The organism is Arthrobacter sp. ov407, from assembly GCF_900102895.1.
GTDB lineage: Bacteria > Actinomycetota > Actinomycetes > Actinomycetales > Micrococcaceae > Arthrobacter.
Genome location: NZ_FNGD01000001.1, coordinates 76,089 through 101,863 on the forward strand (window position 1 = coordinate 76,089; position 25,775 = coordinate 101,863).

At 67.1% G+C, this 25,775-nt stretch carries 23 protein-coding genes; 11 read left to right on the forward strand and 12 right to left on the reverse strand.

Translation table 11 applies throughout. The features are described from left to right. The first annotated feature begins 22 nt into the window (after nucleotides 1-22). A complete protein-coding gene (locus tag BLS42_RS00365) occupies nucleotides 23-1,672 on the forward strand; it encodes an ABC-F family ATP-binding cassette domain-containing protein (RefSeq protein ID WP_090574736.1) in 1,650 nt (549 codons plus the stop codon). Between the two features lie 78 nt (nucleotides 1,673-1,750). Here the strand turns inward: BLS42_RS00365 and BLS42_RS00370 are convergent, their stop codons facing one another. Together BLS42_RS00370 and BLS42_RS00375 are read right to left on the reverse strand one after the other, a co-directional pair. Beyond that, a complete protein-coding gene (locus tag BLS42_RS00370; RefSeq protein ID WP_090574738.1) occupies nucleotides 1,751-3,487 on the reverse strand; it encodes a hypothetical protein in 1,737 nt (578 codons plus the stop codon). Beyond that, nucleotides 3,484-3,741: a hypothetical protein gene (locus BLS42_RS00375; protein ID WP_090574743.1), complete on the reverse strand. Its 258-nt coding sequence runs from the start codon at nucleotides 3,739-3,741 to the stop codon at nucleotides 3,484-3,486. The genes BLS42_RS00370 and BLS42_RS00375 overlap by 4 nt, the downstream gene beginning before the upstream one ends. Nucleotides 3,742-4,277: 536 nt before the next feature. On the opposite strand from BLS42_RS00375, the gene BLS42_RS00380 reads away from it, so the two are divergent. After that, nucleotides 4,278-5,735 (forward strand): amino acid permease, encoded by a 1,458-nt coding sequence (locus tag BLS42_RS00380; RefSeq protein WP_090574746.1) that lies wholly within the window; start codon nucleotides 4,278-4,280, stop codon nucleotides 5,733-5,735. An 84-nt stretch (nucleotides 5,736-5,819) separates the two neighbouring features. Here the strand turns inward: BLS42_RS00380 and BLS42_RS00385 are convergent, their stop codons facing one another. The 6 genes from BLS42_RS00385 to BLS42_RS00410 form a co-directional block, all read right to left on the reverse strand. Further along, the gene (locus tag BLS42_RS00385) at nucleotides 5,820-6,653 is read right to left on the reverse strand and encodes an aldolase/citrate lyase family protein (RefSeq protein ID WP_176803083.1); all 834 of its coding nucleotides are present in this window, start codon (nucleotides 6,651-6,653) and stop codon (nucleotides 5,820-5,822) included. Beyond that, nucleotides 6,638-7,423, reverse strand: coding sequence for a 2-oxo-hept-4-ene-1,7-dioate hydratase (gene hpaH / locus BLS42_RS00390; RefSeq protein ID WP_090574749.1), 786 nt, complete (start codon nucleotides 7,421-7,423; stop codon nucleotides 6,638-6,640). The genes BLS42_RS00385 and hpaH overlap by 16 nt, the downstream gene beginning before the upstream one ends. Before the next feature lies 1 nt (nucleotide 7,424). Continuing rightward, nucleotides 7,425-8,513: a 3,4-dihydroxyphenylacetate 2,3-dioxygenase gene (gene hpaD, locus BLS42_RS00395; protein ID WP_090574752.1), complete on the reverse strand. Its 1,089-nt coding sequence runs from the start codon at nucleotides 8,511-8,513 to the stop codon at nucleotides 7,425-7,427. A 61-nt stretch (nucleotides 8,514-8,574) separates the two neighbouring features. After that, a complete protein-coding gene (hpaE, locus tag BLS42_RS00400) occupies nucleotides 8,575-10,089 on the reverse strand; it encodes a 5-carboxymethyl-2-hydroxymuconate semialdehyde dehydrogenase (RefSeq protein WP_090574755.1) in 1,515 nt (504 codons plus the stop codon). 9 nt (nucleotides 10,090-10,098) lie between these two features. Beyond that, the gene (locus tag BLS42_RS00405; RefSeq protein ID WP_090574758.1) at nucleotides 10,099-10,803 is read right to left on the reverse strand and encodes a GntR family transcriptional regulator; all 705 of its coding nucleotides are present in this window, start codon (nucleotides 10,801-10,803) and stop codon (nucleotides 10,099-10,101) included. Next, nucleotides 10,796-12,277 carry a fumarylacetoacetate hydrolase family protein gene (locus BLS42_RS00410; RefSeq protein WP_090574761.1) on the reverse strand — a complete coding sequence of 494 codons (1,482 nt, stop codon included), beginning with the start codon at nucleotides 12,275-12,277 and terminating at the stop codon, nucleotides 10,796-10,798. Before BLS42_RS00410 ends, BLS42_RS00405 begins: the two co-directional genes overlap by 8 nt. Nucleotides 12,278-12,498: 221 nt before the next feature. On the opposite strand from BLS42_RS00410, the gene BLS42_RS00415 reads away from it, so the two are divergent. Then, entirely contained in the window at nucleotides 12,499-14,400 is a 1,902-nt protein-coding gene (locus BLS42_RS00415; RefSeq protein ID WP_090574765.1) for an FAD-binding monooxygenase, read from the forward strand. A gap of 330 nt (nucleotides 14,401-14,730) precedes the next feature. On the opposite strand, the gene BLS42_RS00420 is transcribed toward BLS42_RS00415, so the two are convergent. The 3 genes from BLS42_RS00420 to BLS42_RS00430 all read right to left on the reverse strand — a co-directional run bounded on the left by BLS42_RS00420 (nucleotide 14,731) and on the right by BLS42_RS00430 (nucleotide 16,743). Then, entirely contained in the window at nucleotides 14,731-15,588 is an 858-nt protein-coding gene (locus BLS42_RS00420; RefSeq protein ID WP_090574769.1) for a prephenate dehydratase, read from the reverse strand. Nucleotides 15,589-15,688: 100 nt separating this feature from the next. Beyond that, nucleotides 15,689-16,459, reverse strand: coding sequence for a dienelactone hydrolase family protein (locus BLS42_RS00425; protein WP_090574772.1), 771 nt, complete (start codon nucleotides 16,457-16,459; stop codon nucleotides 15,689-15,691). A 107-nt stretch (nucleotides 16,460-16,566) separates the two neighbouring features. After that, on the reverse strand, nucleotides 16,567-16,743 hold the full coding sequence (locus BLS42_RS00430) for a CsbD family protein (RefSeq protein WP_090575991.1): 177 nt from the start codon (nucleotides 16,741-16,743) through the stop codon (nucleotides 16,567-16,569). Nucleotides 16,744-16,919: 176 nt separating this feature from the next. On the opposite strand from BLS42_RS00430, the gene BLS42_RS00435 reads away from it, so the two are divergent. The 6 genes from BLS42_RS00435 to BLS42_RS00460 all read left to right on the forward strand — a co-directional run bounded on the left by BLS42_RS00435 (nucleotide 16,920) and on the right by BLS42_RS00460 (nucleotide 21,748). Beyond that, complete coding sequence (locus BLS42_RS00435) at nucleotides 16,920-17,393, forward strand: SRPBCC family protein (protein WP_090574775.1); 474 nt, start codon at nucleotides 16,920-16,922, stop codon at nucleotides 17,391-17,393. Continuing rightward, a complete protein-coding gene (locus BLS42_RS00440; protein WP_090574778.1) occupies nucleotides 17,393-18,070 on the forward strand; it encodes a pentapeptide repeat-containing protein in 678 nt (225 codons plus the stop codon). Before BLS42_RS00435 ends, BLS42_RS00440 begins: the two co-directional genes overlap by 1 nt. Before the next feature lie 108 nt (nucleotides 18,071-18,178). Beyond that, nucleotides 18,179-19,390, forward strand: a complete 1,212-nt coding sequence (locus BLS42_RS00445; protein WP_090574781.1) for a thiolase family protein — start codon at nucleotides 18,179-18,181, stop codon at nucleotides 19,388-19,390. Continuing rightward, nucleotides 19,390-20,205, forward strand: a complete 816-nt coding sequence (locus BLS42_RS00450; RefSeq protein WP_371129476.1) for an enoyl-CoA hydratase/isomerase family protein — start codon at nucleotides 19,390-19,392, stop codon at nucleotides 20,203-20,205. The genes BLS42_RS00445 and BLS42_RS00450 overlap by 1 nt, the downstream gene beginning before the upstream one ends. 2 nt (nucleotides 20,206-20,207) lie before the next feature. Continuing rightward, a complete protein-coding gene (locus tag BLS42_RS00455) occupies nucleotides 20,208-21,080 on the forward strand; it encodes a 3-hydroxyacyl-CoA dehydrogenase family protein (protein WP_090574783.1) in 873 nt (290 codons plus the stop codon). A 32-nt stretch (nucleotides 21,081-21,112) separates the two neighbouring features. Continuing rightward, nucleotides 21,113-21,748, forward strand: a complete 636-nt coding sequence (locus BLS42_RS00460) for a GNAT family N-acetyltransferase (RefSeq protein WP_090574786.1) — start codon at nucleotides 21,113-21,115, stop codon at nucleotides 21,746-21,748. On the opposite strand, the gene BLS42_RS00465 is transcribed toward BLS42_RS00460, so the two are convergent. Further along, nucleotides 21,733-22,569, reverse strand: a complete 837-nt coding sequence (locus BLS42_RS00465; protein ID WP_090574789.1) for an SGNH/GDSL hydrolase family protein — start codon at nucleotides 22,567-22,569, stop codon at nucleotides 21,733-21,735. The two genes, BLS42_RS00460 and BLS42_RS00465, sit on opposite strands and share 16 nt — an antisense overlap. Nucleotides 22,570-22,757: 188 nt before the next feature. Between BLS42_RS00465 and BLS42_RS00470 the strand changes: the two genes are divergently transcribed. Beyond that, complete coding sequence (locus BLS42_RS00470; RefSeq protein ID WP_090574792.1) at nucleotides 22,758-23,438, forward strand: tyrosine-protein phosphatase; 681 nt, start codon at nucleotides 22,758-22,760, stop codon at nucleotides 23,436-23,438. A 24-nt stretch (nucleotides 23,439-23,462) separates the two neighbouring features. Next, nucleotides 23,463-25,775, forward strand: coding sequence for a S1 family peptidase (locus BLS42_RS00475; protein ID WP_218122060.1), 2,313 nt, complete (start codon nucleotides 23,463-23,465; stop codon nucleotides 25,773-25,775).

Consider the following 25,775-nt stretch of genomic DNA (forward strand, 5'->3'; position numbering starts at 1 on the left):
GGCACTTACTTGCGAGGACTCCTTGAGCGAACATCTCCGCCTTTCTGGCGTATCTCATGGCTATGGGGACCGCCAGCTCTTTGCCGGCGTCGACATTGCCATAACGGCCGGTGAACATGTGGCGATCGTCGGCGAAAACGGTGCGGGCAAATCCACGCTGCTCCGGATCCTGGCCGGATTCGAGGCCCCGGACGAGGGCACGGCCGTCAGCCACGGCCGCGTGGGCTACCTTGCCCAGACCCACGGCCTGCCTGATCAGTTCACCGTCAGCAACGCGATCGACGCCGCACTGGAATCGCTCCGCGCGCTGGAGGCCGAGCTGGACCGGCTGGAGGAGGGGCTGGCCGGCGCGGAAGCGGACGAACTGGAGCGCTACGGAAACCTGCAGACGCAATACCAGCTCAGAGAGGGCTACGCCGCGGAATCCCGGGTGGAGGCGGCGCTGGACAGGCTTGGCCTGGGCGGGCTGGACCGGATGCGGAGACTGGGCTCGCTCTCCGGCGGAGAACAGGAACGCGTGGCACTGGCTTGCGTTCTGGCCGATCCCGCGGACATCCTGCTCCTGGACGAACCCACCAACCACCTGGACGCCAGCGGCACGGCCTGGCTGGAGGCGCGGCTGGCAGCGCACCGCGGCACCGTGGTGGTGGTCTCCCACGACCGCGTGCTGCTGCGCAAAGTGGCCTCAACCGTGATTGAGGTGGATGCCGAACGCCGGACGGTCAACCGGTACGGCAACGGCTATGAAGGCTACTTGCGGGAGAAGGCCGCCGAACGCCAGCGCTGGGCACAGCAGTACCACGGGTGGCTGGACGCGATGGCCGCAGAACGGCTCCAGGCGGACACGGTCGCGGGGAAGATGGGCTACGCCCGCCAGCGCGACGGCGACAAAATGGGGTTCGACTTCAAGGCCGGCACATGGCAAAAGGCGGCCACCAGCAAGGTCCGCAATGCCCAGGAGCGTCTGCGCAGGCTGGAGGCAAACCCCATTGACCGTCCCCCGGTGCCCCTGAAGCTGGCGACGGATCTGCGGGCGGACGTGGCGGAGGGCCCGGCCCTTGAAGCGAAGGGGGTCGCCGTGCCCGGCCGCCTGGAACCCACGGACTTCCGGGTGCAAGCGGGCCAGAAAATCCTCATCACGGGCCCCAACGGTGCCGGCAAGTCCACGCTACTCTCCGTCCTCGCCGGCACGCTGGACCCGGCCCAGGGCAAAGTAGTGAGGCACGGCCGGATCGGCTACCTGCAGCAGGAGCTGGAACTCCCGCAGCGCCCGGGGCTGCGTCTCCTGCCCGCTTTTGCCGCGGGCCTGGGCGGCAACATCGATGAGCATGCCGAGGCGCTGCTGCGCCTGGGGCTGTTCCGGACCAGCGAATTCCATGTACCGGTGGGCAGCCTTTCCGCAGGGCAACAACGCAGGCTGGCGGTGGCCCGGCTCCTGCTCGGCGGGTTCGGCACGATGCTGGTGGATGAACCCACCAACCATCTTGCGCCCGTGCTGGTGGAACAGCTCGAAGCGGCCCTGTCTGATTTCGAGGGGACACTGGTCATGGTCAGCCACGACCGAGCGCTGGGGGAGTGGTTCAGCACCTGCGCCAAGCAAAGCGAAACCGGGCACGGGGCCGGCGCCGGAAACTGGCTCCGATACGCCATGCGGGACGGCGCTCTGGCGTAGTGGATAGATCCGCCGGAAATGGCTAACGCCCGGGCCGAGGGCGCCGGGCGTTAGCTTTGAAGCTGGAGTGCTCTGGATCTACCGGAACAGGGCCCCGTAGGTCCCCATGATGATCCGGTCGCCCGGGGTGGACTTGCGGATGTAGTCAACCACGGCCCAGTCATCGAGCGAGATGCAACCGGCAGTCGGGATCTTGTTCATGTGCAGGAAGATGGCAAAGCCTGCGTCCTGAACGATGTTGGGACGGTTGTAGTTGATGACCACACCCTGGCGGTAGTAGCCCAGGCTGGCGAACCACCACATGTTCTCGTCCCAGCCGACCCAGGAGGAGGACTCGTGGTACTTGTTGTACGTGGGCGTCCAGGGGTTGCCGCCCCACCGCGAACGGGGGTTCAGCGTGCGGTAGGAAAGCTTCGTTCCCGGGTTGCCCAGGCCGAACGCCTCGGTCACGGAAAACGACCCGGTGGGGGAGAACAGGTTCCGCGTCGGACCGGACGGTACTCCCGGCGGCTTGAACCCTGATTTGCCCACGTAGCCATCAGTCCGCCAGTCCGGCACATACGTTCCGGCGACCTTCATGCAGTACAGGTTGGTCGCATGGTTCTGTCCGTAGGCCTGGGTCCAGGTGAGGAGGACCCGGTTCGCGCCGTAGGTGGGGTACTTGGATTTGCCGTTGTTGAGTTTCTGGCACTCCGACATCCCAAAGATCCGGTATCCCGGTTTCACCGTCCAGCCGATGAACCCGCGCTGGAAGGCCTGGATGCACTGCCCCGGGACGCACTTCTCGTTGGCCAGGGGATATCCAAGGCTGCTGCGGGTTTCCCCGACCCGGAGGTAGCGGGCACCGATTCCTCCCCGGGAGATCCAGGATCCGGTTGCCGAGGACCAGTAGACGGTCCCGCCCTGGAAGCGTTGCAGGCATCCGCCGGCGGCCTGGCCGCAGGTTTTCTCGCCGGTGGGATAGCCCATGACGCCGGCTTGCGCACCGGCCGTTTTCCACCGGTTGTAGAGGGTTCCCTCGACCACCCGTGCGGGGGTCCTCGGGGACCAGAACACGGCGCCCTTCGCGAAGAACTGGGAGCAGCCCCGGGCCGTGAGCCCGCAGACCTCGGCCGAGACAGGCAGTCCGAGCCCGGCGACTTCACCCTTGGCCCGCCACAGGCTGCCGATGCCACCGCGCGACCAGATCTGCTGGATGCCCTTTGTGGTCCAGGTGAGGAATCGCCCGCTGGAGAATTTCTGGATTGTTCCGCCCGTGACCGCGGTTTCGTCCGTGACGGGATAGCCGTAGAGCGCCAGGCCGCCCTGGGCGTGCCAGCGGGGGCCGGTGTGGCCCGCGGTCCGCAGGACCAGGTGTGCGCCCGTTGCCGCGGTCCAGAAAATGGATCCGCCTCCGAACGCCTGGCCGCAGACGCCGAGGGAGCAAAGCTGATTGGCGGTCGGCGCTCCGAGGGCGCCACCGGCACCGTTGAAGGCAGCCCACTTGGCCTTAATCGGGCCCTCGACGACGACGACGGGCGGAACGGTCGGCTGCTCCGTCGCCGGTGGCTGGACAACCGGTGGCGGGGGTTCGACAACGGGCGCCGTCGGCTCCCCGGTAGTCGACGCCGTTGTTGTAGGGGTCGCGCCTAGTTCCGCAGCCGGATCGGCGGGGGCCGAGGCTGACTCAGTTGGCGCTGTAGTGTCGGTCGGCGTCGCCGTGGGGCTGGACGTCTCCTGCGGCAGCGGTGTGGCCTCGGCGAAGGCCGGTCCGACCGCCAGCGGCCCGGCCGCGAGCCCCAGGACCACCGCCGAGATGACAAGTAGTTTTTTCATGGGGCATCCTCTACGGAGACGACCGGCTTGCAGGTCCCGGCGCTGTCCTTGGTCTTGGCAAAGTTCGGTGCTGCGATCTCGGCCGACTGGCCGGCCGCAACGGTTTTGGTGATGATCGTGTGCCCGGCCACCGCCGGGCCGGCCGTGACCGCGATGGCCACGGTGAACACTCTGTTCTTGTCCGTGTTGTTGACGAGGGTGCCCTTGAAGGACCACGACCCGTCGGCTGTTGCGGTGCAGACGTGCTGCCGCAATGCGTCGGGCGCGTTCAGCGAAGTGGAAACATCGGCAGGCTCGGAGTTACCCGGCGCCGGAGATCCTGATGTCTGTGATGTTGATGGTGCTGGCGTTGCTGCGGTGCGGCTTTCGCTGGGTTCGGCGGAACCGCCGCTCGAACACCCCGCTAGTGCGAGAAGCAGCACTGCAGGCAGTAGCGCTCTCTGTTTCATAGTCCCCCCTGACTCACGGCGTTCCCGCCATGGCCTGCACTGATGTTGCAGGCGCACCGGACGGAAAGTCCCCGCCGGTTTGCTCAGGGTAATGGAAACAGGCGCCTGACCTGCGCTTTTGCGTGAAATGACCGGTGTTGTGGCGCTTTCGGGGCGGCTCCGGGTGTTGCCCGGGTCACGCCGGGGTCCTGAGTGCTAGTACGATAGATGAGCCGCGCGAGCTTCGACACTTGTGAGGTTCGGTACATGTCTTAGCCCCTGCAAGAGGGTTGGGCCCGAATTTTGTGTACCTGAATCCGCAGTCCTGTCCCGGCCATACCTCGACCTACAAGGAATCAGCTGTGCCATCACTTACCCCCACAGAACTCAAGAGCGCGCCAGCGGAATCCGCCGTCGACTCGACCCTCAGCGCCGAGGGCTACAAGAAGACCCTGAGCGGCCGCCACGTGACGATGATCTCCATGGGCGGCGCAATCGGCGTCGGCCTGTTCATGGGGGCCGGCGGACGCCTGGCCTCGACGGGCCCGGCGCTGATCTTCTCCTACGCCATTGCCGGCGTGATCGCCTACCTGCTGATGCGGGCACTGGGCGAGCTCATCATGTACCGCCAGACCTCGGGCTCCTTCGTCAGCTACGCCGGCGAAATGTTCGGCAAGAAGGGCGCCTTCCTCTCCGGCTGGATGTACTTCATCAACTGGGGCATGACCGGGATCGCGGAACTGATCGCGATTGGCCTGTACTTCCAGTTCTTCTTCCCCAACGTGCCGGTGGAAGCCTCCGCGATTGCCGCCCTCGCGCTGCTGGTGGCCGTCAACCTGCTCAGCGTCAAGGCATTCGGCGAGTTTGAATTCTGGGCATCCTGCCTCAAGGTCGGCGCCATCCTGATCTTCCTGGCCGTTGGCACCTTCATGGTGGTCACCAACGCCAAGGTGGGCGATGGCCACGCCTCCGTGACCAACCTCTTTGCCGACGACGGCGGGATGTTCCCCAAGGGCGCCCTCGTCATGGTCCTCGTGCTCAACGCCGTGATCTTCGCCTACAACGGCATCGAACTCGTCGGCATCACCGCCGGCGAGATGCAGAACGCCAAGCGCGAAGTGCCCAAGGCGATCCGCGCCGTCGTACTGCGCATTGTGGTCTTCTACGTCGGTTCCGTGCTGCTGCTGGCCATGCTGCTGCCCTCGGACCAGTACAAGGCCGGCGTGTCCCCGTTCGTCACCGTGTTCGGCCAGATGGGCCTCGGCTGGGTGGGTGACGTCATGAACATGATCGTCATCACCGCCGCGCTGTCCTCCTGCAACTCCGGCCTGTACTCGATCGGCCGTGTCTTCCGCACGATGGCCAACAACGGGCATGCCCCGCAGTGGCTCACCAAGATGTCCAAGCGCCACGTGCCGTACGCGGCCATCCTCGCGATCGCCGCTTTCTACCTCGTGGGCATCATGCTGAACATCTGGCTGGGCGGCTCGCACGCCTTCGACCTCGCGCTGAACACCGCCTCGATCGGCGTGATCTTCACGTGGGGCGCCATCTTCGCCAGCCAGATCGCGCTGCGCCACCAGAAGGGCCGCGTCTCCAGCCTGCCCATGCCGGGCTCGCCGTGGACCAGCTGGGCCGGACTGGTCGCGCTGCTGGCCATCACCGTGCTGATCGGCTTCGACACCATGACCAGCAAGACCGGCGAGGTCTTCCACCTGGGCCTCTGGACACTGGCCACCGTTCCGTTCTTCGCCCTGGTGCTGTGGCTGGGCTGGCAGAAGGTCAAGAACAACGCGCCCAAGAGCGAGCTCTACAGCTAGGAAGCGCGACAGTCTGTACAGACTGAACAAACGCGGCGGCGGCCGCCACCTTAACCGGTGGCGGCCGCCGCCGCGTCTAACGCTTCAGTAGCTGGCGGGGGTGCCTCCGGGCTCAGCCCCCGGGTCCTGTGGGATAAAGTCGGCGGCGAGAGCCTCGGAGCCGCGGGCCAGGATGGACACGTCGGCCCCGACCAGCACGAAGGCAGCGCCGGCTGCCAGGTACGCGCGCGCCGTTGGCGGGTTGAAGGCGTTCACGCCGGCGGGTTTGCCGGCCGCTGTGGCGGCGGCAAGGCAGTGTTCGACGGCGGCCCGCACCCGGGGGTGTTCCTGCTGGCCCAACAGTCCCATGGAGGCGGCGAGGTCGGAGGGCCCCAGGAAGATCGCGTCCACGCCGTCCACCGCCAGGATGTTCTCCACCGCGGCAACCGCGGCTTCGGATTCGATCTGCACGGTGACACTGACGGTTTCGGATGCGCGGGCGAGGTAGTCCGGGATCCGGTTCCAGCGCGCGGCCCGGGCCAGGGCAGAGCCGACGCCGCGGACGCCGTGCGGCGGGTAGCGGCTGGCGGCCACGGCGGCCTCCGCCTCGGCTGCCGAGTTCACCATGGGGATCAGCAGGTTCTGGACGCCGAGGTCCAGGTATTGCTTGATCAGCACGGTGTCGTTCACCGGCGGCCGGACCACTGAATGGACCGGATAGCCGTGCACGGCCTGCAGCTGGGCGAGGACGGATTCGAGCCCGTTGGGGCTGTGTTCGGCGTCGATCAGCAGCCAGTCCAGGCCGGACCCGGCGCAGAGCTCTGCAATCAGGGGACTGCCCGAGCACACCCACATCCCGGCCAGCGGACGGCCGGCAGCGCCGGTTTGGTTGCGCAGGGCGTCACGGAAGGTGGCATCGGGTTCTACTCGAAGCGGCATGTAATGCTCCCCAGCGGTCCGTAGTCGGCGTGGACGGTGTCACCTTTGTACACCCAAAGGGGCCGGGTGAACGAGCCGGCGAGGATGATGTCGCCGGCTTTCATGCCGTCCCCGTGGACGGCGATTTTGTTCGCCAGCCAGTGCACGCCGTTGGCCGGGTGGTCCAGGACGCCGGCGGCCACGCCCGTTTCCTCCACGGTCTGGTTCTTGTAGAGGATGGCGGAGACCCAGCGGAGGTCCACGGCGTCGGGACGGACGGGGTTTCCGCCCACCACCATGGCGCCCATCGCCGCGTTGTCAGCGATGGTGTCCACAATGGTCCGGCCCTCCATTTCGATCCGGGAATCCAGGATCTCGAGGGCCGGGACCACGTAGTCGGTGGCGTTCAGGACGTCGAAGATGGTGCAGCCGGGGCCGGCCAGGTCCTTCTTCAGCACGAACGCCAGCTCCACTTCGACCCGGGGGTGGGTGTACTGGTCCCACTCCACGGAGCAGCCGGTTTCCAGGACCATGTCATCGAAGATGGCGCCGTAGTCCGGCTCGGTGATGCCGGTGGCGGCCTGCATCGCCTTGGACGTGAGGCCGATCTTGCGGCCCACGAGGGTCCGGCCGGCGTCCTCGTTGCGGCGCCGCCACAGCTGCTGGACGGCGTAGGAATCCTCCACCGTCATGTCCGGGTAGCGGGCAGTCAGGCGGGGGACCGGTGTCCGGGACCGGCCGGCTTCCAGCAGTTCATCTGCAATGGCCTCGATCGTCGCGGGATCCAGCACGCTAAACCTGCGCTCCGAGCTTGAAGCCCGTCTTCTCGCCGGCGGGGCCGTCCTCTTCCTTGCGGGTGTAGGAGAAACCGTCGGCACCCACGGTCACGGCCATCTCGCTTTTTTCCTCACGGACGATGACGGGCTGCGGGTTGCCGTCGAGGTTCAGGACCAGGGAGGCCTCGGTGTACCAGGAGGGGACCACGGGATTGCCCCACCAGTCGCGGCGCTGGTTGTCGTGGACGTCCCAGGTGATGGTGGGGTTGTCCGGGTCGCCGGTGTAGTAGTCCTGCGTGTAGATCTCGATGCGGTGGCCGTCCGGGTCCAGGATGTAAAGGTAGAACGCATTGGAGACGCCGTGCCGGCCGGGGCCGCGTTCGATCCGGTCGGAGATGCGCAGGGCGCCCATCTTGTCGCAGATCTGGATGATGTTGTGCTTCTCGTGCGTGGCGAAGGCAATGTGGTGCAGCCGCGGGCCGTTGCCGCCGGTCAGTGCGGTGTCGTGCACGGTCTGCTTGCGGTGCATCCAGGCGGCGTACGTGACGCCGTCGGAGTCCTTGATGTCCTCGGAGACACGGAATCCCAGGTCTTCAAGGTATTTGCGGCCGCGCGGGACGTCCGGGGTGACCTGGTTGAAATGATCCAGCCGGACCAGTTCGCCGGCGGAGTAGAGGTCGTAGCGCTGCGTGAGGCGCTCGACGTGTTCGGTCTCGTAGAAGAATTCATAGGGGAAACCGAGCGGATCCTCGACGCGGACGGCGTCGCCGATGCCCTTGGTGAAGCCGTCCTTGCGGCGCTCGGTGCGGCAGCCCAGTTCCTTGTAGTAGGCCTCCGCGGCGTCCACCTCGGCGGGGGACTTCACCCGGTACGCGAAGGCGGCCGCGGCGGCCACGGGGCCCTTGCGCAGCACGAGGTTGTGGTGGATGAACTCTTCCAGGGACCGCAGGTAGATCGTGTTCTCGTCTTCCTCGGTGACGTGCAGGCCCAGCAGGTCCACGTAGAACTCGCGGGACTTGGCGAGGTCCGTGACCACGAGTTCCAGGTAGGCGCAGCGGACGATATCCGGGGCCGGGACGGTAGGGGTGGGGACGAAGTTGGTCATGGTGTTCTCTCTTCTTTGAAAGGGGTCTGGTTGGCGCCGGCCGGAAATTCAGGCGCCGAATTTAGGCGCCGAATTTAGGAGTGTGAACCGTGCCGAGGGTGATGTGGACGGCCTGCTGGTCGGTGTAGAAGTCGATGGACCGGTAGCCGCCCTCATGGCCCAGCCCGGAGGCCTTGACCCCGCCGAACGGGGTGCGGAGGTCGCGGACATTGTGGCTGTTGAGCCAGACCATGCCGGCCTCGACGTTCTGGGAGAAGTTGTGCGCCCGGGTCAGGTTCTGGGTCCAGATGTAGGCCGCGAGCCCGTACTTGGTGTTGTTCGCCAGGGCGAGGGCCTCGTCGTCGGTATCGAACGGGGTGATCGCCACGACGGGGCCGAAGATCTCCTCCTGGAAGATCCGCGCGTCCGGGGCGACGTCGGCGAACACGGTCGGGGCGATGTAGTTGCCCTCGGGCAAGTGCGCCGGGCGGCCGCCGCCGGCCAGCAGCCGGCCCTCGGACTTGCCGATCTCCACATAGGAGGCCACCTTGGCGTAGTGCTCCGGGTGGACCAGCGCACCGACCTCGGTCTTGGGGTCGTGCGGGTCCCCTACCACGATGTTCTTGGCCCGGGCGGCGTATTTGTCGCAGAATTCCTCGTACACGGCGCGTTCCACCAGGATCCGGGAGCCGGCGGTGCAGCGCTCGCCGTTGAGCGAGAAGACGCCGAACAGCGCGGAGTCGATCGCGGCGTCGAGGTCGGCGTCGGCGAACACGACGCACGGGGACTTGCCGCCGAGCTCCATGGACAGTCCCTTGAGGTTGGCCGCGGCGTTGCGGAAAATCGTCTGGCCCGTGGTGGTTTCGCCGGTGAAGGAGATCAGCGGCACGTCCGGGTGCTTGACGAGGGCGTCGCCGGCTTCCTCGCCGAGGCCGTTGACCAGGTTGAACACGCCGTCGGGAAGGCCGGCGTCCTTGAAGATCGTCGCCCAGAGTGAGGCGGACAGGGGAGTGAATTCGGCCGGCTTGAGCACCACGGTGTTGCCGGTGGCCAGGGCCGGGGCGAGCTTCCAGGACTCGAGCATGAACGGCGTGTTCCACGGCGTGATGAGGCCCGCGACGCCGATCGGCTTGCGGTTGACGTAGTTGATCTGGGCGCCGGGGACCTTCATGGCGTCGTCGAACTGGGCCACGATCAGGTCCGCGAAGAAGCGGAAGTTCTCGGCCGCGCGCAGCGCCTGGCCCTTGGCCTGGGTGATAGGCAGGCCGGTGTCGAAGGTTTCGAGCTCGGCCAGCCGCGCCTCCTGGGCTTCGACGGCGTCGGCGATCTTGTTCAGGATCCGGGCCCGCTCGCGGGGCTTCATCTTCGGCCACGGGCCGTTGACGAACGCGTCGCGGGCGGCCGCGACGGCGAAGTCGATGTCTTCCTTCTGGCCGGCGGCGGCGGTGGCGTAGTTCTGGTTGGACACCGGGTCCAGGACGTCGAAGGTTTTGCCGCCCACGGAATCAACGAATTCGCCGTTGATGTAGTGCTGGATGTGGGTGGGAAGGTCCTGCGGAACGTGGTGGGTGGTGGTTTCTGCGGCAGTGAACGTCATTGTTTTTCCTTACTGCTGTGTGGTCTGCGGGGTCGGGAGGTCGTTTGCCGCCGCCTGTGCGAGGTACGCGTCGAGGGTGGCGCTGCGGTGCCGGCGGGCGGCCTTTTCGATGTCATCCGGGCTGGACCCGGACTCGATGAGCTGCAGCAGCGCCTCGTGCTCGTCCACGGACTCGTGGGCGCGGCCGGGGACGAAACGGAACGTGGATGAGCGCAGGGACGCCAGCCGGTTCCAGCCGCGGTGGACGAGGTCCAGGATGTGCGGATTGGGGCAGTGCTCGAACAGGACGCTGTGGAAGTCCTGGTTCAGCCGGGTGAACCGGACGGGGTCGAAGTGCTGCAGGCATTCGCGCATCTCGGCGTTGACGGCCCGGGCGCGGGCCACGTCCGCCTCCCCGATCAACGGAGCCGAGAGGGCTGTGGCGGCGCCCTCGACGATGCTGAGGGTCTGCATCGTGTAGAGGTACTCGGTGGGGTCAATGCCGGAGACGGTGGCGCCGATGTTCCGCTCGAACTTGACCAGGCCTTCGGCTTCGAGCCGGCGGATGGCTTCGCGGACCGGCACCACGCTGACGCCCAGGTCCTCGGCGATCTTTGCCAGCACCAGCCGGTAGCCGGGGGAGTAGCTCCCGTCCACGATCCGGGACTTGACGGCCGCATAGGCCTGCTCGGATTTGCTGACCGTGGCGGCTGCGGCGCTGGCTGTGTCAGTCATGGGCCTTGCCGGCTTCCCATTCCTGGTAGCGGGTCCGCCATGCGGCGTTGAGCGGGTAGAGGCCGTCCACGCTGTGGCCCTGCTGCACCATTTCGGCGATGAAGGTTTCCTCGCGTTCCTGGGCGATGGAATCGTCCGCGAGCTCTTCGGCGAGGGCCGGCGGGATCACCAGGATGCCGTCGGCATCGGCCACGATGATGTCCCCGGGCTGCACGGTGGTGCCGCCGCAGGCGATGGTGATGTCCGTGTCCCACGGGATGTGCCGGCGTCCCAGGACCGCGGGGTGCGGGTTGGCGTAATAGGTGGGCATGTCCATGGCGGCCACGGCGGAGAAGTCGCGCACGCCGCCGTCGGTGATGATGGCCGCGGCGCCGCGGACCTGGGCGCGGAGGGCCAGGATGTCGCCGATGGTGCCGGTGCCCTTTTCGCCGCGGGCTTCCATGACGAGGATCTCGCCCTCGTTGACGGAATCGATGGCCTTCTTCTGGGCGTTGAAGCCGCCGCCGTGGGTCTTGAAGAGGTCCTCGCGGTTGGGGACGTAGCGAAGGGTCCGGGCCAGGCCCACGATCCGCTTCTCCGGCCGCGTCGAGGTCAGGCCGTCGATGCTGACGTTGTTCAGGCCGCGCTTGCGCAGCTGGGAGGACAGGGTGGCCGTGCAGACGCTTTCCAGCTTCGCCTTCAGCTCCGGGGTCAGGATCGCCCCGACGGCCGCGAGCCCGGCCGCTTCACGGGAACCATAGGCCTCCTCCCGCTGGAGGTCATCGGTCTTGGGCCGGGCGCCAAAGTCCGCGAACGGCGTCGTGTCTTCCTCCACCCGGGTGACCAGCCGGCCGGTGGTGAGACCGGCGGGTTCGCCGGCACTGACTTCCACCTCGACGACGTCGCCCGGCTTGGCCACCGAAGCCCCGGCGGGCGTGCCGGTAAGGATGATGTCGCCCTCTTCGAGCGTGAGCAGCTGGGACAGATCGGCCAAGAGCCGGGCGAACGGAAAGAGCAGGTCGCCGGTGGTGTCGTCCTGGACCAGCTCGCCGTTGTGCCACGTGCGGATTCGCAGTTTTGCGGGGTCGACGGCGTCCGCCGCGATCAGGCCCGGCCCCACCGGCGTGAAGCCGTCGCCGCCTTTGGAGCGGAGGTTGGAGCCCTTGTCCGCGTAGCGGAGGTCGTAGACGCCGAGGTCGTTGCTCGCGGTGACCCACTCGACATGGCTCCACGCGTCCTCGATGCCCACGCGGCGGGCGGGCTTGCCGATGATCAGGGCGATCTCGCCCTCGTAGCCGAGGAGTTCGCAGCCGGCCGGGCGCTCCACGCTTGAGGGGGCTGCTGCCGAACCGACTGCCAGGGACGACGACGGCTTCAGGAAGTAGGAAGGCTGCTCCGGTGTGCGGCCGCGCTGGGCTGCCCGGCTGGGGTAGTTGATATGCACCGCGATGACCTTGCGGGCCGCGGCCAGGATGTGGTCGGTGACCTGTTCCAAGAGTTACTCCTCATCGAGTACGAAATCGTATACGAAAACTATGGTCCGGGAACCGTGGAACGTCAACCCCCTTTTCGGCAATTTCCGCAGTGCTTGTAACCCGCGTCATATCTGCCGTACAGTTTTGGATTGGGAATCAGAATTCTATTATCGAACGTCAAGTTCTAATATCGAACACCACGACGGCGACAGGCCGCCACACAACGAAGTGAGGAAAGCCCGTGCATTTCCACCACCACGGCTACGTATCCGGTGACCCGCGAGTCAAGCCGGCCGCCGGCGTCGGCGTCGACCGGCCCACGCAGCTGCCCGACGAGGTTGATGTGCTGATCGTAGGCTCCGGCCCCGCAGGCATGCTCGCCGCGGCCCAGCTGTCCCAGTTCCCGGGCGTCACCACGCGCATCGTGGAGCGCCGCCCGGGCCGGCTGGCGATCGGCCAAGCCGACGGCATCCAGGCCCGCAGCGTCGAGACCTTCCAGGCCTTCGGTTTCGCCGAACGGATCATCGCCGAGGCGTACCGCATCACCGAAATGGCCTTTTGGAAACCGGACGCCGCGGACCCGTCCCGCATCGTCCGCACTGCCCGCACCCTGGACGACCCGGGCGGGATCAGCGAATTCCCGCACCTCATCGTCAACCAGGCCCGCGTGCTCGATTACTTCTCCGAGTTCATGGCCATGTCTCCCACCCGCATGACCCCGGATTATGGGCTGGAGTTCCGCGGCCTGGAGGTCACCGGCGAGGGGGAATACCCGGTCACCGTGACGATGGCCCACACCGCCGGTCCCGACGAGGGCCGGGAGCGCATTGTCCGGGCCAAGTACGTGGTCGGCGCGGACGGTGCGCGCAGCAAGGTGCGCGAGTCGATCGGCTGCACGATGGAAGGCGACCAGGCCAACCACGCCTGGGGCGTCATGGACGTGCTCGCCTCCACGGACTTCCCCGACATCCGCCTCAAATGTGCCATCCAGTCCCATGACGGCGGCAGCATCCTGCTGATCCCGCGCGAAGGCGGACACCTGTTCCGCATGTATGTCGACCTCGGCGAGGTCCCCGCGGACGACCGCGGTGCCGTCCGCAAGACCACCATCGAGCAGATCATCGCCAAGGCCAACGCGATCCTCCACCCCTACACGCTCGACGTGCGCAACGTGGCCTGGCACAGCGTGTACGAGGTGGGCCACCGCCTCACCGACCGGTTCGACGACGTCCTCCCGGAGGAGCTCGGCACCCGCACGCCGCGCGTGTTCATCACCGGCGACGCCTGCCATACGCACAGCGCCAAGGCCGGCCAGGGCATGAACGTCTCCATGCAGGACGGCTTCAACATCGGCTGGAAGCTCGGCCACGTGCTTGAGGGCCGCAGCCCGGACAGCCTGCTCTCCACCTACTCGGCCGAGCGGCAGGTCGTGGCGAAGAACCTCATCGACTTCGACAAGGTCTGGTCGACGCTCATGGCAAAGAAGCCCGAGGAGTTCGAGAACCCGTCCGAGCTCGAGGACTTCTACGTCCGCACCGCCGAGTTCCCCGCGGGCTTCATGACCGAGTACTCGCCGTCGCTGATCGTCGCCGAGGCGGCGCATCAGGAGCTGGCTACCGGCTTCCCCGTCGGCAAACGCTTCAAGTCCGCGCCGGTACAGCGCGTGTGCGACACCAATCCGGTCCAGCTCGGCCACCAGGCCATGGCGGACGGCCGCTGGCGCATCTACGTCTTCGCGGATCCGGCCGTGGCCGGAGCACCGTCGCCGACCACGGATCTCGCCGCGTGGCTGGCCAACGCACCGGACTCGCCGCTCGCAGCCACACCGAAGGGCGCCGACGCCGACGCCTGGTTCGACGTCAAGGTCATCTACCAGCAGGACCACACGGGCATCGACATCGGCACCGTCCCGGCGGTGTTCAAGCCGGAGGTCGGCCCGTTCAAGCTCACCTATCTTGAAAAGGTCTACGGCACCGATCCGGCGGCGGACATCTTCGAGCTGCGCGGCCTCGACCGCGGCGGCGTCGTCGTGGTGGTGCGCCCGGACCAGTACGTGGCCAACGTCCTGCCGCTGACGGCGACGGCGGAGCTCGCAGCGTTCTTCGCGCCCCTCCTGCGGACAGGGCGCCCCGCGGAGGTGTGACCGCGTAGTCACGGTCTCAGCGCCGGCACACGGGCACCCTTCCGATGGCGCAGTGACGCTCCCGCCCAGTTGCTGCTGACCGCACCTCTACGTACCCGCGAATTTCCGGCGGTGCGTAGAGGTGAAGCGGGGTCCGGCACCGAGTAACTGGGGTGGAGCGTCGTCACGCGGGAGCAGGGACGAACGCGGACATCCCGCCCACACCCCGGCCCAGTTCCGCTACGGAAAACGTCCCGTGACACGGCAATCGCCCGGCGCTACGGGTATACCAGCAGCGCCGGGCTTTCTGCGCGTCGCCGGCCCGGATCCGTAGCGAATTGCTGCGGGCGCTCAGCCGGGGACTGTTTGCCCGGTCCGGTATTCGGCGGCGGCATAGACGCCCAAGATGCGCACTTCGGTGGTGAAGAAGTCCAGCTCCTCAAGGGCCAGGCCGACAGGCAGGTCCTCGGGGTGTCCTTCGACGTCGGCCATGAACATGGTTGCAGCAAACTCGTCGCCCACCATGTAGCTCTCCAGCCTTGTCATGTTCACGCCATTCGTGGCAAACCCGCCCAGTGCCTTGAAGAGTGCGGAGGGGACGTTCCGGACGCGGAACAGGAAGCTGGTCACAACCGCTCCCGGCAACGACTCCCGGGACGGCAGGTCCTTTTCCGGCGCCAGGACCACGAACCGGGTGGTGTTGGACGGGTCATCCTCCACCCGCGAAGCCAGCACCTCCAAGCCGTAGATCCGGGCCGCGAGCGGGGGAGCGAGGGACAGCTTGGCTGGATCGTTCCACTCCCGCACTTCACGGGCGGAACCCGCGGTATCCCCGGCAATAACAGGCTTCAGGCCGGCACTGCGGATCAACTTGCGGCACTGACCCAGGGCGTGGATGTGGCTGTGGACCTCGGTGGCCCCCTCGATGGTGCTGCCGGGGATGCCCATCAGGTCGAAATGGATCGGAAGGAAGTACTCGCCCACTATCTGCAGACGGGATTGGGGCAGCAGTATGTGGATGTCAGCCACCCGGCCGGCGATCGAGTTCTCAATAGGAATCATGGCCAGGGCGGCCTCGCCGCTGGATACCAGCTCTAAAGCGTCCTCGAAGCTGGCGCAGGGGACGCTTTCCAGCTCGGGAAACATCTGCGAGCAGGCAATATTGGAATTGGCGCCGGGCTCACCCTGGTACGCAATTTTCTGGACCATGGTCGGTATGGTGTCATGCCGGGAGCCCACGTACCCAACCGTGACGCGGCGGCAATCATGCGGCTCAAATATCCCTGAGCCGGCGGCCGCACCCGGGCGCTCAGCCCTTCAGATGCTTGGCGAAGTGGTCCTCGATCCGCTGCCAGGCTTCCGGGGCCGATTCCGGATCCGGGCCGACGCCCATGACCCGGAAGAGCGGTCGCAGCGCCCTCGGTCCGGTCTCCACGTCGTTGAGGAAGGCGTGCCCGGCGTGCGGGAATTCCTTGATGTCGTGGGCCACGCCCACGCGGTCGAGAACGGACTCGAGTTTCGCGGCCCCATCACGCAGGGTGCGGTCCTTGCCACCGAAGTTGGCCACGATCGGGCAGGCGCCGGCGAGGGACTCCTCGGGGTTTTTGGGGAGCCTGCCGTAGTTGACGGCGGCGGCGTCGAAGCCGTCATTGGCCAGGAGCAGGGCGAAGCCGCCGCCCATGCAGAAACCGATCACGCCGATCTTGCCCGTGGTTCGGCCAGATTCCAGCAGCCAGTCCCGGGCGGTGGCCAGATCGGTGAAGGCCCGCCCCTCGCCCGCAGCCAGCGCACGCATCGTGGCGACGAGGCAGCGGCGGGCGCCCCCGTCGCTGTACAGATCAACGGCCAGCGTCAGGTAACCGGCCGCCGCCATGCGGTTGGCGTGGCGGATGGTGATGTCGTCCAGGCCGAAGGCCTCGTGGACCATCAGGACCGCAGGAAAAGGCCCTTCGCCCTCCGGCGACGCCAGATAGCCGCGCAGCACCGGCGAACCGCCGGCGGCAGCCCTGGCCCGGCTCAGGTCGACGTTGCTGAGATCCCGGCTGACGGGCTGGCCGTGCTCTGCTTCGGTCCGTGCCATGGTGTCCCCTTTATCGGCTGTGTGGGGCCATTCTCGCAAAAGGGCACAAAAAAGCGACGCCGGACGTCCCCCAAAGGAAAATCCGGCGCCGCAAAACTTTGTAGGGACTAGTCCTTCTTGAAGGCGTCCTTGGCGTTTTCGCCGACCTTCTTCGCGTCGGCTACAACCTGATCCTTCTGGCCTTCGGCGCGAAGCTGGTCATTGCCAGTGGCATTGCCAGCAGTTTCCTTGGCCTTGCCGCCCAGGTGCTCTGCTTCGTTCTGAATCTTGTCTCCGACACCCATGGTGTTGGCCACCTTTCGTTTCCGGTTGAAATTCACTGCCGAATCACCATAACACAAAGCATGCTTACTAAATCAAGGGGTGTCGCGGATGATTCTGCAGACCGGTGACGCCGGCAGTGGCGGGGCGGTTCGCGAAGGGATGACCATTTCCCGGACCGCGGGCTAGGCTCGAGGTCATGGACCACAAGACCACGCTCACGCAGCACATCAATGCTCCGGCGGACTCGGTCTGGGCGGTGGTGTCGGACATTCCCGGATCTGCCGCGACCCTGTCCGGCGTCGATTCGATCCAGATGCTCACCGACGGACCCTATGCCGTGGGCACCCGCTGGAAGGAAACCCGCACCATGATGGGGCGCTCGGAAACGGTGGAGATGTGGGTTTCCCAGTCCGAGGCGCCGTCGAACGGCCGCGGCGGCAGCACCACGGTGAAAGCCCTCCAGGGCGGGGCCGACTACACCTCCAGGTTCACACTGGCGGATCGCGACCGCGGAACGGACCTCACGCTGACCTTCGGCGCCGAAGTCATCAAACCGACTCGGTTCAGCAAGATCATGCTCACCGTGTTCGGTCCGCTGGGGATGCGCATCACGCGCAGGGCGCTTGCCAAAGACCTGGCGGACATCGCCGCCAAGGCAGAATCCCTGTGATGGTGCGGCGCGCCGCGGCGGACAAAGCTCCCAAGGTCACAGCCCCCCGCCTCGCGCCGGTCCGGCCGGGGGAACTGCAGGACGATCCTGCCCCGGAGTTCCGCCGCGGGGAACGGTACGACGGCGTCCGGTTCAGCCGCGCGTCGGCAGACGGCCTGGACCTTGGCGGTACGGACTTTGCCGAATGCGAATTCACCGGGGTCTCCTTCAACGAGACGCAGCTGCGTGGCGCCACTTTCCGTGACTGCATCCTGACCGAGGTCTACGCCCCGGTGCTGGCGGCGGCCCGGGCCAGCCTGCGGGACGTGGAGATCGGCAACCCCCGCTGGGGATCGGCAGAGCTCTATGAGTGCGGCTGGCAGTCGGTGCGGATCGACGGCGGCAAGCTCGACTATGTGAACCTGCGCGGGTCCAAGCTCACGGACGTTCAGATCAGCGACTGCATCATCAACGAGCTGGATCTGGGCTCCTGCACCGCCACACGGGTCGCCTTGAAGAACTGCACGATCGGCACCCTTGATTTCACCGGAGCCCGGCTCAAGGACTTCGACCTCCGGGGCACCGACTTCCGCACGATCAGCGGCCTGGGCAGCTTGGCCGGCCTCGTGGTCGATGACTACCAGCTCACCCTGCTCGCCCCATTGCTCGCTGCCCATCTGGGCGTCGTCGTCGCGTAATCCGGGGCATCCGGTTGACCCCCTTGCCCCGCCGTGTAATCTTTATAGAACGAACGGTCGGTAAATTGCTCTGCTGCCGGCCCCGCTTTCTTGGTGAAGGATGTTCTCATGGTCGAGGCTTTTCTTGTTGGCGGTGCCCGCACCCCGGTGGGCCGCTACGGCGGCGCCCTCTCCGCAGTCCGCCCCGATGACCTGGCCGCACTGGTGGTCCGCGAGGCCGTCTCCCGCGCCGGCGTCGATCCGGACACCATTGACGAGGTAATCCTCGGCAACGCCAACGGCGCCGGCGAAGAGAACCGCAACGTGGCCCGTATGGCCACAATCCTTGCCGGGCTGCCCCTTCACATCTCCGGCATCACGGTGAACCGGCTCTGCGCCTCCGGGCTCAGCGCCATCATCATGGCCAGCCACATGATCAAGTCCGGCGCCGCGGACATCGTGATCGCGGGCGGAGTCGAATCCATGAGCCGGGCACCCTGGGTCCAGGAAAAGCCCCGGACCGCCTTCGCCAAGCCGGGCGAAATCTTCGATACCTCCATCGGCTGGCGTTTCGTCAACCCGCAGTTCACCAAGGGCGAGCTCTCCCGGGACGGCAAGATGACTTTCTCCATGCCGGAGACGGCAGAAGAGGTGGGCCGGGTTGACGGCATCTCGCGGGAGGACGCCGACGCCTTCGCCGTCCGCTCCCACGAACGCGCCCTGGCCGCCATCGCCGCCGGCCGCTTCGCCGAGGAAATCGTCCCCGTAACCGTCAAGACCCGCAAGGGCGAGACCGTGGTGGACACCGATGAGGGCCCCCGCGCCGGCACCACCATGGACGTCCTCGCCGGGCTCCGGCCGGTAGTCAAGGGCGGCTCGATCGTCACGGCAGGGAACTCCTCCACCCTCAACGACGGCGCCTCAGCCATCATCGTGGCCTCGGAAGCCGCGATCCAGAAGCTTGGCCTCACGCCCCGGGCACGCATCATCGACGGCGCTTCCGCCGGCTGCGAGCCCGAAATCATGGGCATCGGCCCGGTCCCGGCAACCCAGAAGGTGCTGGCCCGTTCCGGGCTCAGCGTCGATGACCTTGGCGCCGTTGAACTGAACGAGGCGTTCGCGACCCAGTCCCTGGCCAGCATGCGCCGGCTCGGCCTTGACCCGGAGATTGTGAACCGCGACGGCGGCGCGATCTCCCTGGGCCACCCGCTCGGTTCGTCCGGTTCCCGGATCGCGATCACGCTGCTTGGACGGATGGAACGCGAAAACGCGAAGATCGGCCTCGCTACCATGTGCATCGGCGTCGGCCAGGGCACGGCCATGCTGCTGGAGCGCGTGTAGTGGCGGCCCCGGCACTGTCCCTCGACGCGGCTGGCTTCAGCACGCTCCTGGTCGAAGAGCGCGAGGACCGCGTGGTGGTGGTGCTCAACCGCCCCGAGGTCCGCAACGCGATCGACCAGCAGATGGTCGATGAACTCCACACGGTCTGCGCCCATCTTGAGCAGCACCCGAAAGTCCTCATCATCGCCGGCACCGACGGGGTTTTCGCCTCCGGTGCCGACATCGGGCAGCTGCGCGAACGGCGCCGCGACGATGCCCTGCAGGGCATCAACTCCACCATTTTCGTCCGGATCGCCAAGCTGCCGATGCCCGTCATCGCAGCCGTGGACGGCTTCTGCCTCGGCGGCGGCGCCGAACTGGCCTACGCCGCCGACTTCCGGATCGGCACCCCGTCCGTCCGGATTGGCAATCCCGAAGCCGGACTCGGCATCCTGGCCGCCGCTGGCGCCAGCTGGCGCCTCAAGGAACTCGTGGGGGAGCCCGTCGCCAAGGAAATGCTGCTGGCCGGTGCCGTGCTGCGCGCGGACCGTGCCCTCGCCGTCAACCTCATCACCGAAATCCATGAACCGTCCGGGCTGATGGCCGCGGCCCACGGGCTCGCCGACCGGATCGCCTCGCAGGACCCGCTCGCCGTCCGGATCACCAAATCCGTGTTCCACGCCCCGGCCGAGGCGCATCCCCTCATTGACCAGCTGGCGCAGGGGATCCTCTTCGAATCCCAGGCCAAGTTCGACCGTATGCAGACTTTTTTGGATAAGAAATCAGCCAAGAAAACAGAGAAGAAGTCAGCCAAAGATTCCGGGAAGCAGAAATAAACATGGGCAACTCCGTACTCCCCGCCAACCTTCCCGCAGCAGTCGGTGTTCTCGGTGGCGGCCGCATGGGCGCCGGCATCGCCCACGCCTTCCTGATCAAGGGAGTTGACGTCGTGGTCGTAGAGCGCGACGAGGCTTCGGCCGAGGCCGCCCGGGAGCGGGTCGAGTCCGCCGCTGCCAAGAGCATTGAGCGCGGCGCCGTGGACGGCAACCTGGACGAGATGGCTTCCCGGCTCGCGGTCACGGTGGACTACGACGACTTCGCCGGCCGGCAGCTGGTGGTCGAGGCCGTTCCCGAGGACTGGGACCTGAAGGTCACCGCGCTGCGCGGCATTGAGGAACGGCTCGCCGACGGCGCCTACCTCGCGTCAAACACGTCGTCGCTGTCCGTCAACGGGCTGGCCCGTGAGCTGAAGCGGCCGAAAAACTTCCTGGGCCTGCACTTCTTCAACCCGGTGCCGGCGTCGACGCTCATCGAGGTGGTCCTCGGCGAGCAGACGTCCGACGCCCTGGCCCATGCCGCCCGCGGCTGGGTCGAGGCGCTCGGCAAGACCGCCGTCGTGGTGAACGACGCGCCTGGCTTCGCCTCCTCCCGGCTTGGCGTCGCGATCGCCCTCGAAGCGATGCGGATGGTGGAAGAGGGCGTGGCCACCGCTGAAGACATCGACAACGCCATGGTCCTGGGCTACAAGCACCCCACGGGCCCGCTGCGGACCACCGACATCGTGGGCCTCGATGTGCGCCTCGGCATCGCGGAGTACCTGCAGTCCACGCTGGGGGATCGTTTCGCTCCGCCGCAGATCCTGCGGGACAAGGTTGCCCGCGGGGAACTGGGCCGCAAGTCCGGCAAGGGCTTCTTCGACTGGACCAAGTGACCGGCGCTTGTCCGTGCCCCTAGGATGGTGCGGTGACTTCCCTGGACCGCCCCGCGATCGCCCCCATCACGCTGACCGGCAAATACGTCGTCCTTGAGCCGCTGAGCCGGGACCACCACGACGGCCTCGTCGAGGCGGCCCGCGACGGCGAACTGTGGCACCTCTGGTACACCAGTGTGCCCGCCCCGGAACACATGGCCGCCGAGATTGAGCGGCGCCTGGCCCTGCAGGACAGCGGCGACATGCTGCCCTTCACCACGCGGCTGCTCGACCCCGCTACGGGCGGGCCGGGCCGGGTGATCGGCATGACCACCTACATGAACATCGACGCCGCCACGCCCCGGGTGGAGATTGGCTCCACCTGGAACGCGGCGTCCGCACATAGCAGCGGCAGCAACCCGGACTCCAAGTTGCTGCTGCTGCGGCACGCCTTCGAGACGCTGGGCTGCCCCGCCGTCGAGTTCCGGACGCATTGGCTTAACCACCAGTCACGCGATGCGATCGCGCGGCTGGGCGCAAAGCAGGACGGTGTGCTCCGCAGCCACACGCGCAGCAATGACGGCGCGCTGCGGGATACCGTCGTGTTTTCCATTCTGGAACACGAGTGGCCGATGGTCCGCAATGGCCTGGAGTCCAGGCTGGCCAAGCGGCGTTACGGTGCCGAGTAGGCCTTGGCCTCGTTAAGCGATGCGAAGTACGCCTCGTAGCCCTTGACGTTCGGGTGGAAGTTTTCGGGACTGGCCAGGGCCGAACGGTTGAGGTTGATCCACGGGGCCGCAGAGTTGACGCCGTGACCGGCGAAAGCGGCCCGGACATCGATGTACTCCGCTCCCGTGGCCCGGGCAGCGGCGGCGATGGAGCCGTTCAGTCCGTCAGCCAGGTGTGTGGCCTTGTAGATGAAACGGGACATCGGATCACTCTGACCGGGGGCGACCGGATCGTAGAGGTAGGGGTAGCCCGTCACTACAACCTTGGCATTGGGTGCGGCAGCCTTCACGCGCTGGATCATCGCGGTCACGTCACCGGCCAGTTTGTGGCTGGAGATCTCGCCCTCCGCGTAGGCGCTGGCGGCTTCGCACAGCGGATCCGCGGCGGGATTGACCATGGCAGCGCCGCAGGAGGCGAGGATTTCGCTGAACCGGACGTTGTTGCCGCCAGCAGTGATGGTGACGAGCTCGGTGCGCTTGTTCAGCCGCTTCAGCTGGGTGGTTACGACGTCCTGGGTCGTCTTGCCGCTGCAGGCCGCGTTGGCGACCAGCCTGATGGGTTTCGTGTGGGCAGCGAGCTCGGAATAGCTGTTCTCGCTGCGGTAGCAATCATCCAGGTACGGGCCCGCCCCCAGCCCGGCGGCGTAGGAGTCTCCCAGCGCGACGTACGTGGTCCGGTCCACCGCCTGCGCCGGCGCCGCCGCCAAACCGGCCGCCATGGCCAGGCTGGCGAGACCGGCTGCCAGAGCCGTTTGCCGGCGTCGAAGTTTCAGACTTCCCATCGTGTTCTCCTCAGTGGCCCGCTGGATTCAGCGCGCGTGCAGTGACCCCACACCCTGCCATGGTCCCATTGTGTAAAACGTTTGTGAATCCTGCCATGGATCGACGCCGGCACGTGTGCTTAGCTGTCAGGATGACAAGTCCGGCCCGGCCATCAGCGCACGCCAAGGTGAAGCCCATGCCCAGAGCGATGGAGTGGGACGGGGCTGTCAACGCGTGGCATGTGGCCGGTGATGTGTTCCGGATGGGACGCCGGGAATGGCTCACCGAGGCCGGCTGGCGGCAGGCACACCGCCGTGGCATCCGGACCGTCGTCGACCTCCGCAACGAATCCGAAATCCGGCGCCGGGAGACCGATCCGCCGGTGCGGGCGGCAGCCATGGCCGGCTTCGACGTCGTGCTGGCCCCCACCGAAGACCCGGACAACAGCGAATTCCGCGAGCTCTGTGTGCCGTACCTGAACGACCCTGTCTGCTATGCCGACAACGCCAGGCTGTTCCCGCACTTGCTGGTCGGTGTCTTCAGGGCCGTGGCCGCCGCGGAGGGCGGGGTGGTCATCCATTGCTCCGCCGGGCGGGACCGGAGCGGCATGATCGCCGCCATGCTCCAGGACCTCGCCGGCGACAGCGACGAGGCCATTGTGCGCGGCTACCAGCGCTCCATGCAGGGCATCAACGAACACCACCGGCACGCGGCCGTCCCGCATCCCCACGAGCGCTTCCTGCCCGAGAACGTCCTGATGCCCCTGCTGGAATCCCGGGGCAAAAGCCTGCTGGAATTTGTCCGGTCCCTGAACACCGCGGATTATCTGTTCCGCCACGGAGTGACGTCCGCGGAGCTCGCGGCTATCGTGGCAAAGCTCGGCAGATAGGGTTCCCGCAGGTAGGGTGGCCCGGTGAAGACTCCGAAGTTCCAGCCGATGGTGCGGGCCGCCGCCCTCGCGATTGCGCTTGCCGGCACCTTGACTGCTGGTGCGTTGTCCGCCGGTCCGGCGCTGGCTGAACCCGGTACAGACGCACAGGCCCCTGCCGACTCGACGCCGACGCCGACGCCGGTGTCGACTCCAGTAGCGGCGCCGGCCAGCCCCATTCCGGCCGCGCCCCTGCCGACGACGGCTCCGGCAGTTGCTCCGGAAATCAGCGACGCCGGACTCGCGGAGGCCGTCCAGCGCGACCTAGGCATGACGCTCGAGGAGTTCAACGCAGCAGGCCAGCTGGCCCGGCGCGCCGCCGACGCGGCGCCCTCCCTGCGGACCCTGCCCGGCTACCTGGGAATCAGACTGCAGGACGACAAGATCCTCGTCGAAGGCAACGGCGCCGAGCTGCAGGCCCGGGTGAATGAACTGAACGGAACTGGAACCGCGGCACCGTTCGTGCTCGCAGCGTCCCCACCCGAATCATCCGCTGCTCCCACGACCGCTCCCTCTGCTGCACCCGCGGCTGATCCCTCCGCGGCGGAGCTGGTGGCGTCGAGCACCGAGCAGCTGTTCCAAGCCTATGTCCGCGAGGTGGGACCCGCTGGGCTGCAGGCTGTGGCTTACTCCGGGGGCCGTTTCGTCATCCGCACCGGCGGGACCAACGTTGCAGAAGCAGGCCTGTCACAGACCCCGGACCCGCAAACTGCGCCAGCGACGACTGACGCTGCGCCCGGGAAGATTTCCCCGGCAGACTTCGTGTCCCGTTACGCCAATGTCCAGCTGGAGCAGGGGCCCCCAGTCACAACCGAAGCGGACCTCTACGGCGGTGAGGGCTACATCATTGACGCACCTCCCTGGCGGACCATATGCTCGACCGGCTTCGGCGCGTACAGCCCGGCGGGACTGCCGGTGGTTCTGACGGCGGGGCACTGCGCCGAGGACGGCACCGCTGCGGTCATCGGCCTTGAGCCCCCGACCGCGTCCCTTGCAGGCGGTTCGTTACCCCTGCCCGGCCGCCTCGCGCCGCTCGGCAGCTTCGGGTTCAGCCAGTTTGGCGGACGAAGTAACTCGACGGTTTTGAACCCCCGGTGGAACACTGGCGATCCCGGAGGGCCGGGCAACGTGGGTACCGACATCGCCGTCATCGAGGCCCTCAACGGCGGACTCAACGTCCAAGCAGCAGCGACAACGTGGGCCAACGCCGCGAACCCGGGCGCCACGGCCGTCAAGATCATCGGGACGGTTGCCCCATTCCAGGGGCAGGAAGTGTGCCGCTCCGGACGGACCACAGGCTGGTCCTGCGGGCAAGTGGACGAAACCGGCATCTACGTGGTGGGCGGAAGAACTACTGCAGCGGAAGACCTGCGGGCTTTCCGGGGTTTCCTCTCCAAAAACGTCCAGTCCAGTGGCGGAGACTCGGGCGGGCCCTGGATCAGTGGCAACTTTGCCGTGGGCATCCATTCGGCAGGCGAGCCCCGGCCCGAGCCTGGAAAGCCGCCGCTCCCGAACTTCGCCGTCGCCACGACGCTGCAGGACGCGCTTGGCAGGGTCCCCGGCGGTGTCCAGCTGCAGCTGTTCCTGACCAAGCCAACGCTCGCGACGGCCGCAACCGGAACCGTCACAGCCGGCGAGCCAATCACGGGGCACGTGAGTGCCGGTCCGGCCTCCATGGTGGCTCCGAAATCAAAGGTCCGGATCACTGTTGGGGCGCAAAAACTCGAAGTGCCGGTGGATGCTGCCGGGAACTGGCAGTTCCCGGCGCCGTCGTCGGCCGGGCAGTTCAAGTTCTCGGCTGAAACTGTGAACGGCTTCAGCCGTTCCGGGGCAGTTTTCCTCTCCGTGGTCGTATCCGCGCCCGTTTCCACCGGTACCCCCGCCCAGCCGTCAGGAATCGCCGCCTGGGCTCCGGGAACTCCCGCCCGGCAGCCGGCCGCCCGGCAGCCCGGAGTCCCCGCCCGGCAGCCGGCCGCCGAGCCGCCAGGAATCCCGGCCCCGCAGCCGGCCGCCCAGCCGCAAGGAACCCCCACCCCACAGCCGGCCGCCCAGCCGCAAGGAACCCCCGCCCATCCGGTGAGCCCGGCTCAGACGTCTAGCCCTGCACAGGTGCACGTCCCGCCGTCGGACGCCTCCGTCACGGTGAGCGGCGCGCGACCGGATGGCACGTCGTCGGGCAATGCAGGCCAGCTGGCCGGCAGCCTTGCCGGATTGCTGCCCGCCGCCGGTCTCGGCGCCGGAGCCCTGCTGCTCGGCGCCGCTTTCGTGGCGTTCGGCCGGCGCCGGAAGAGCCGCTAG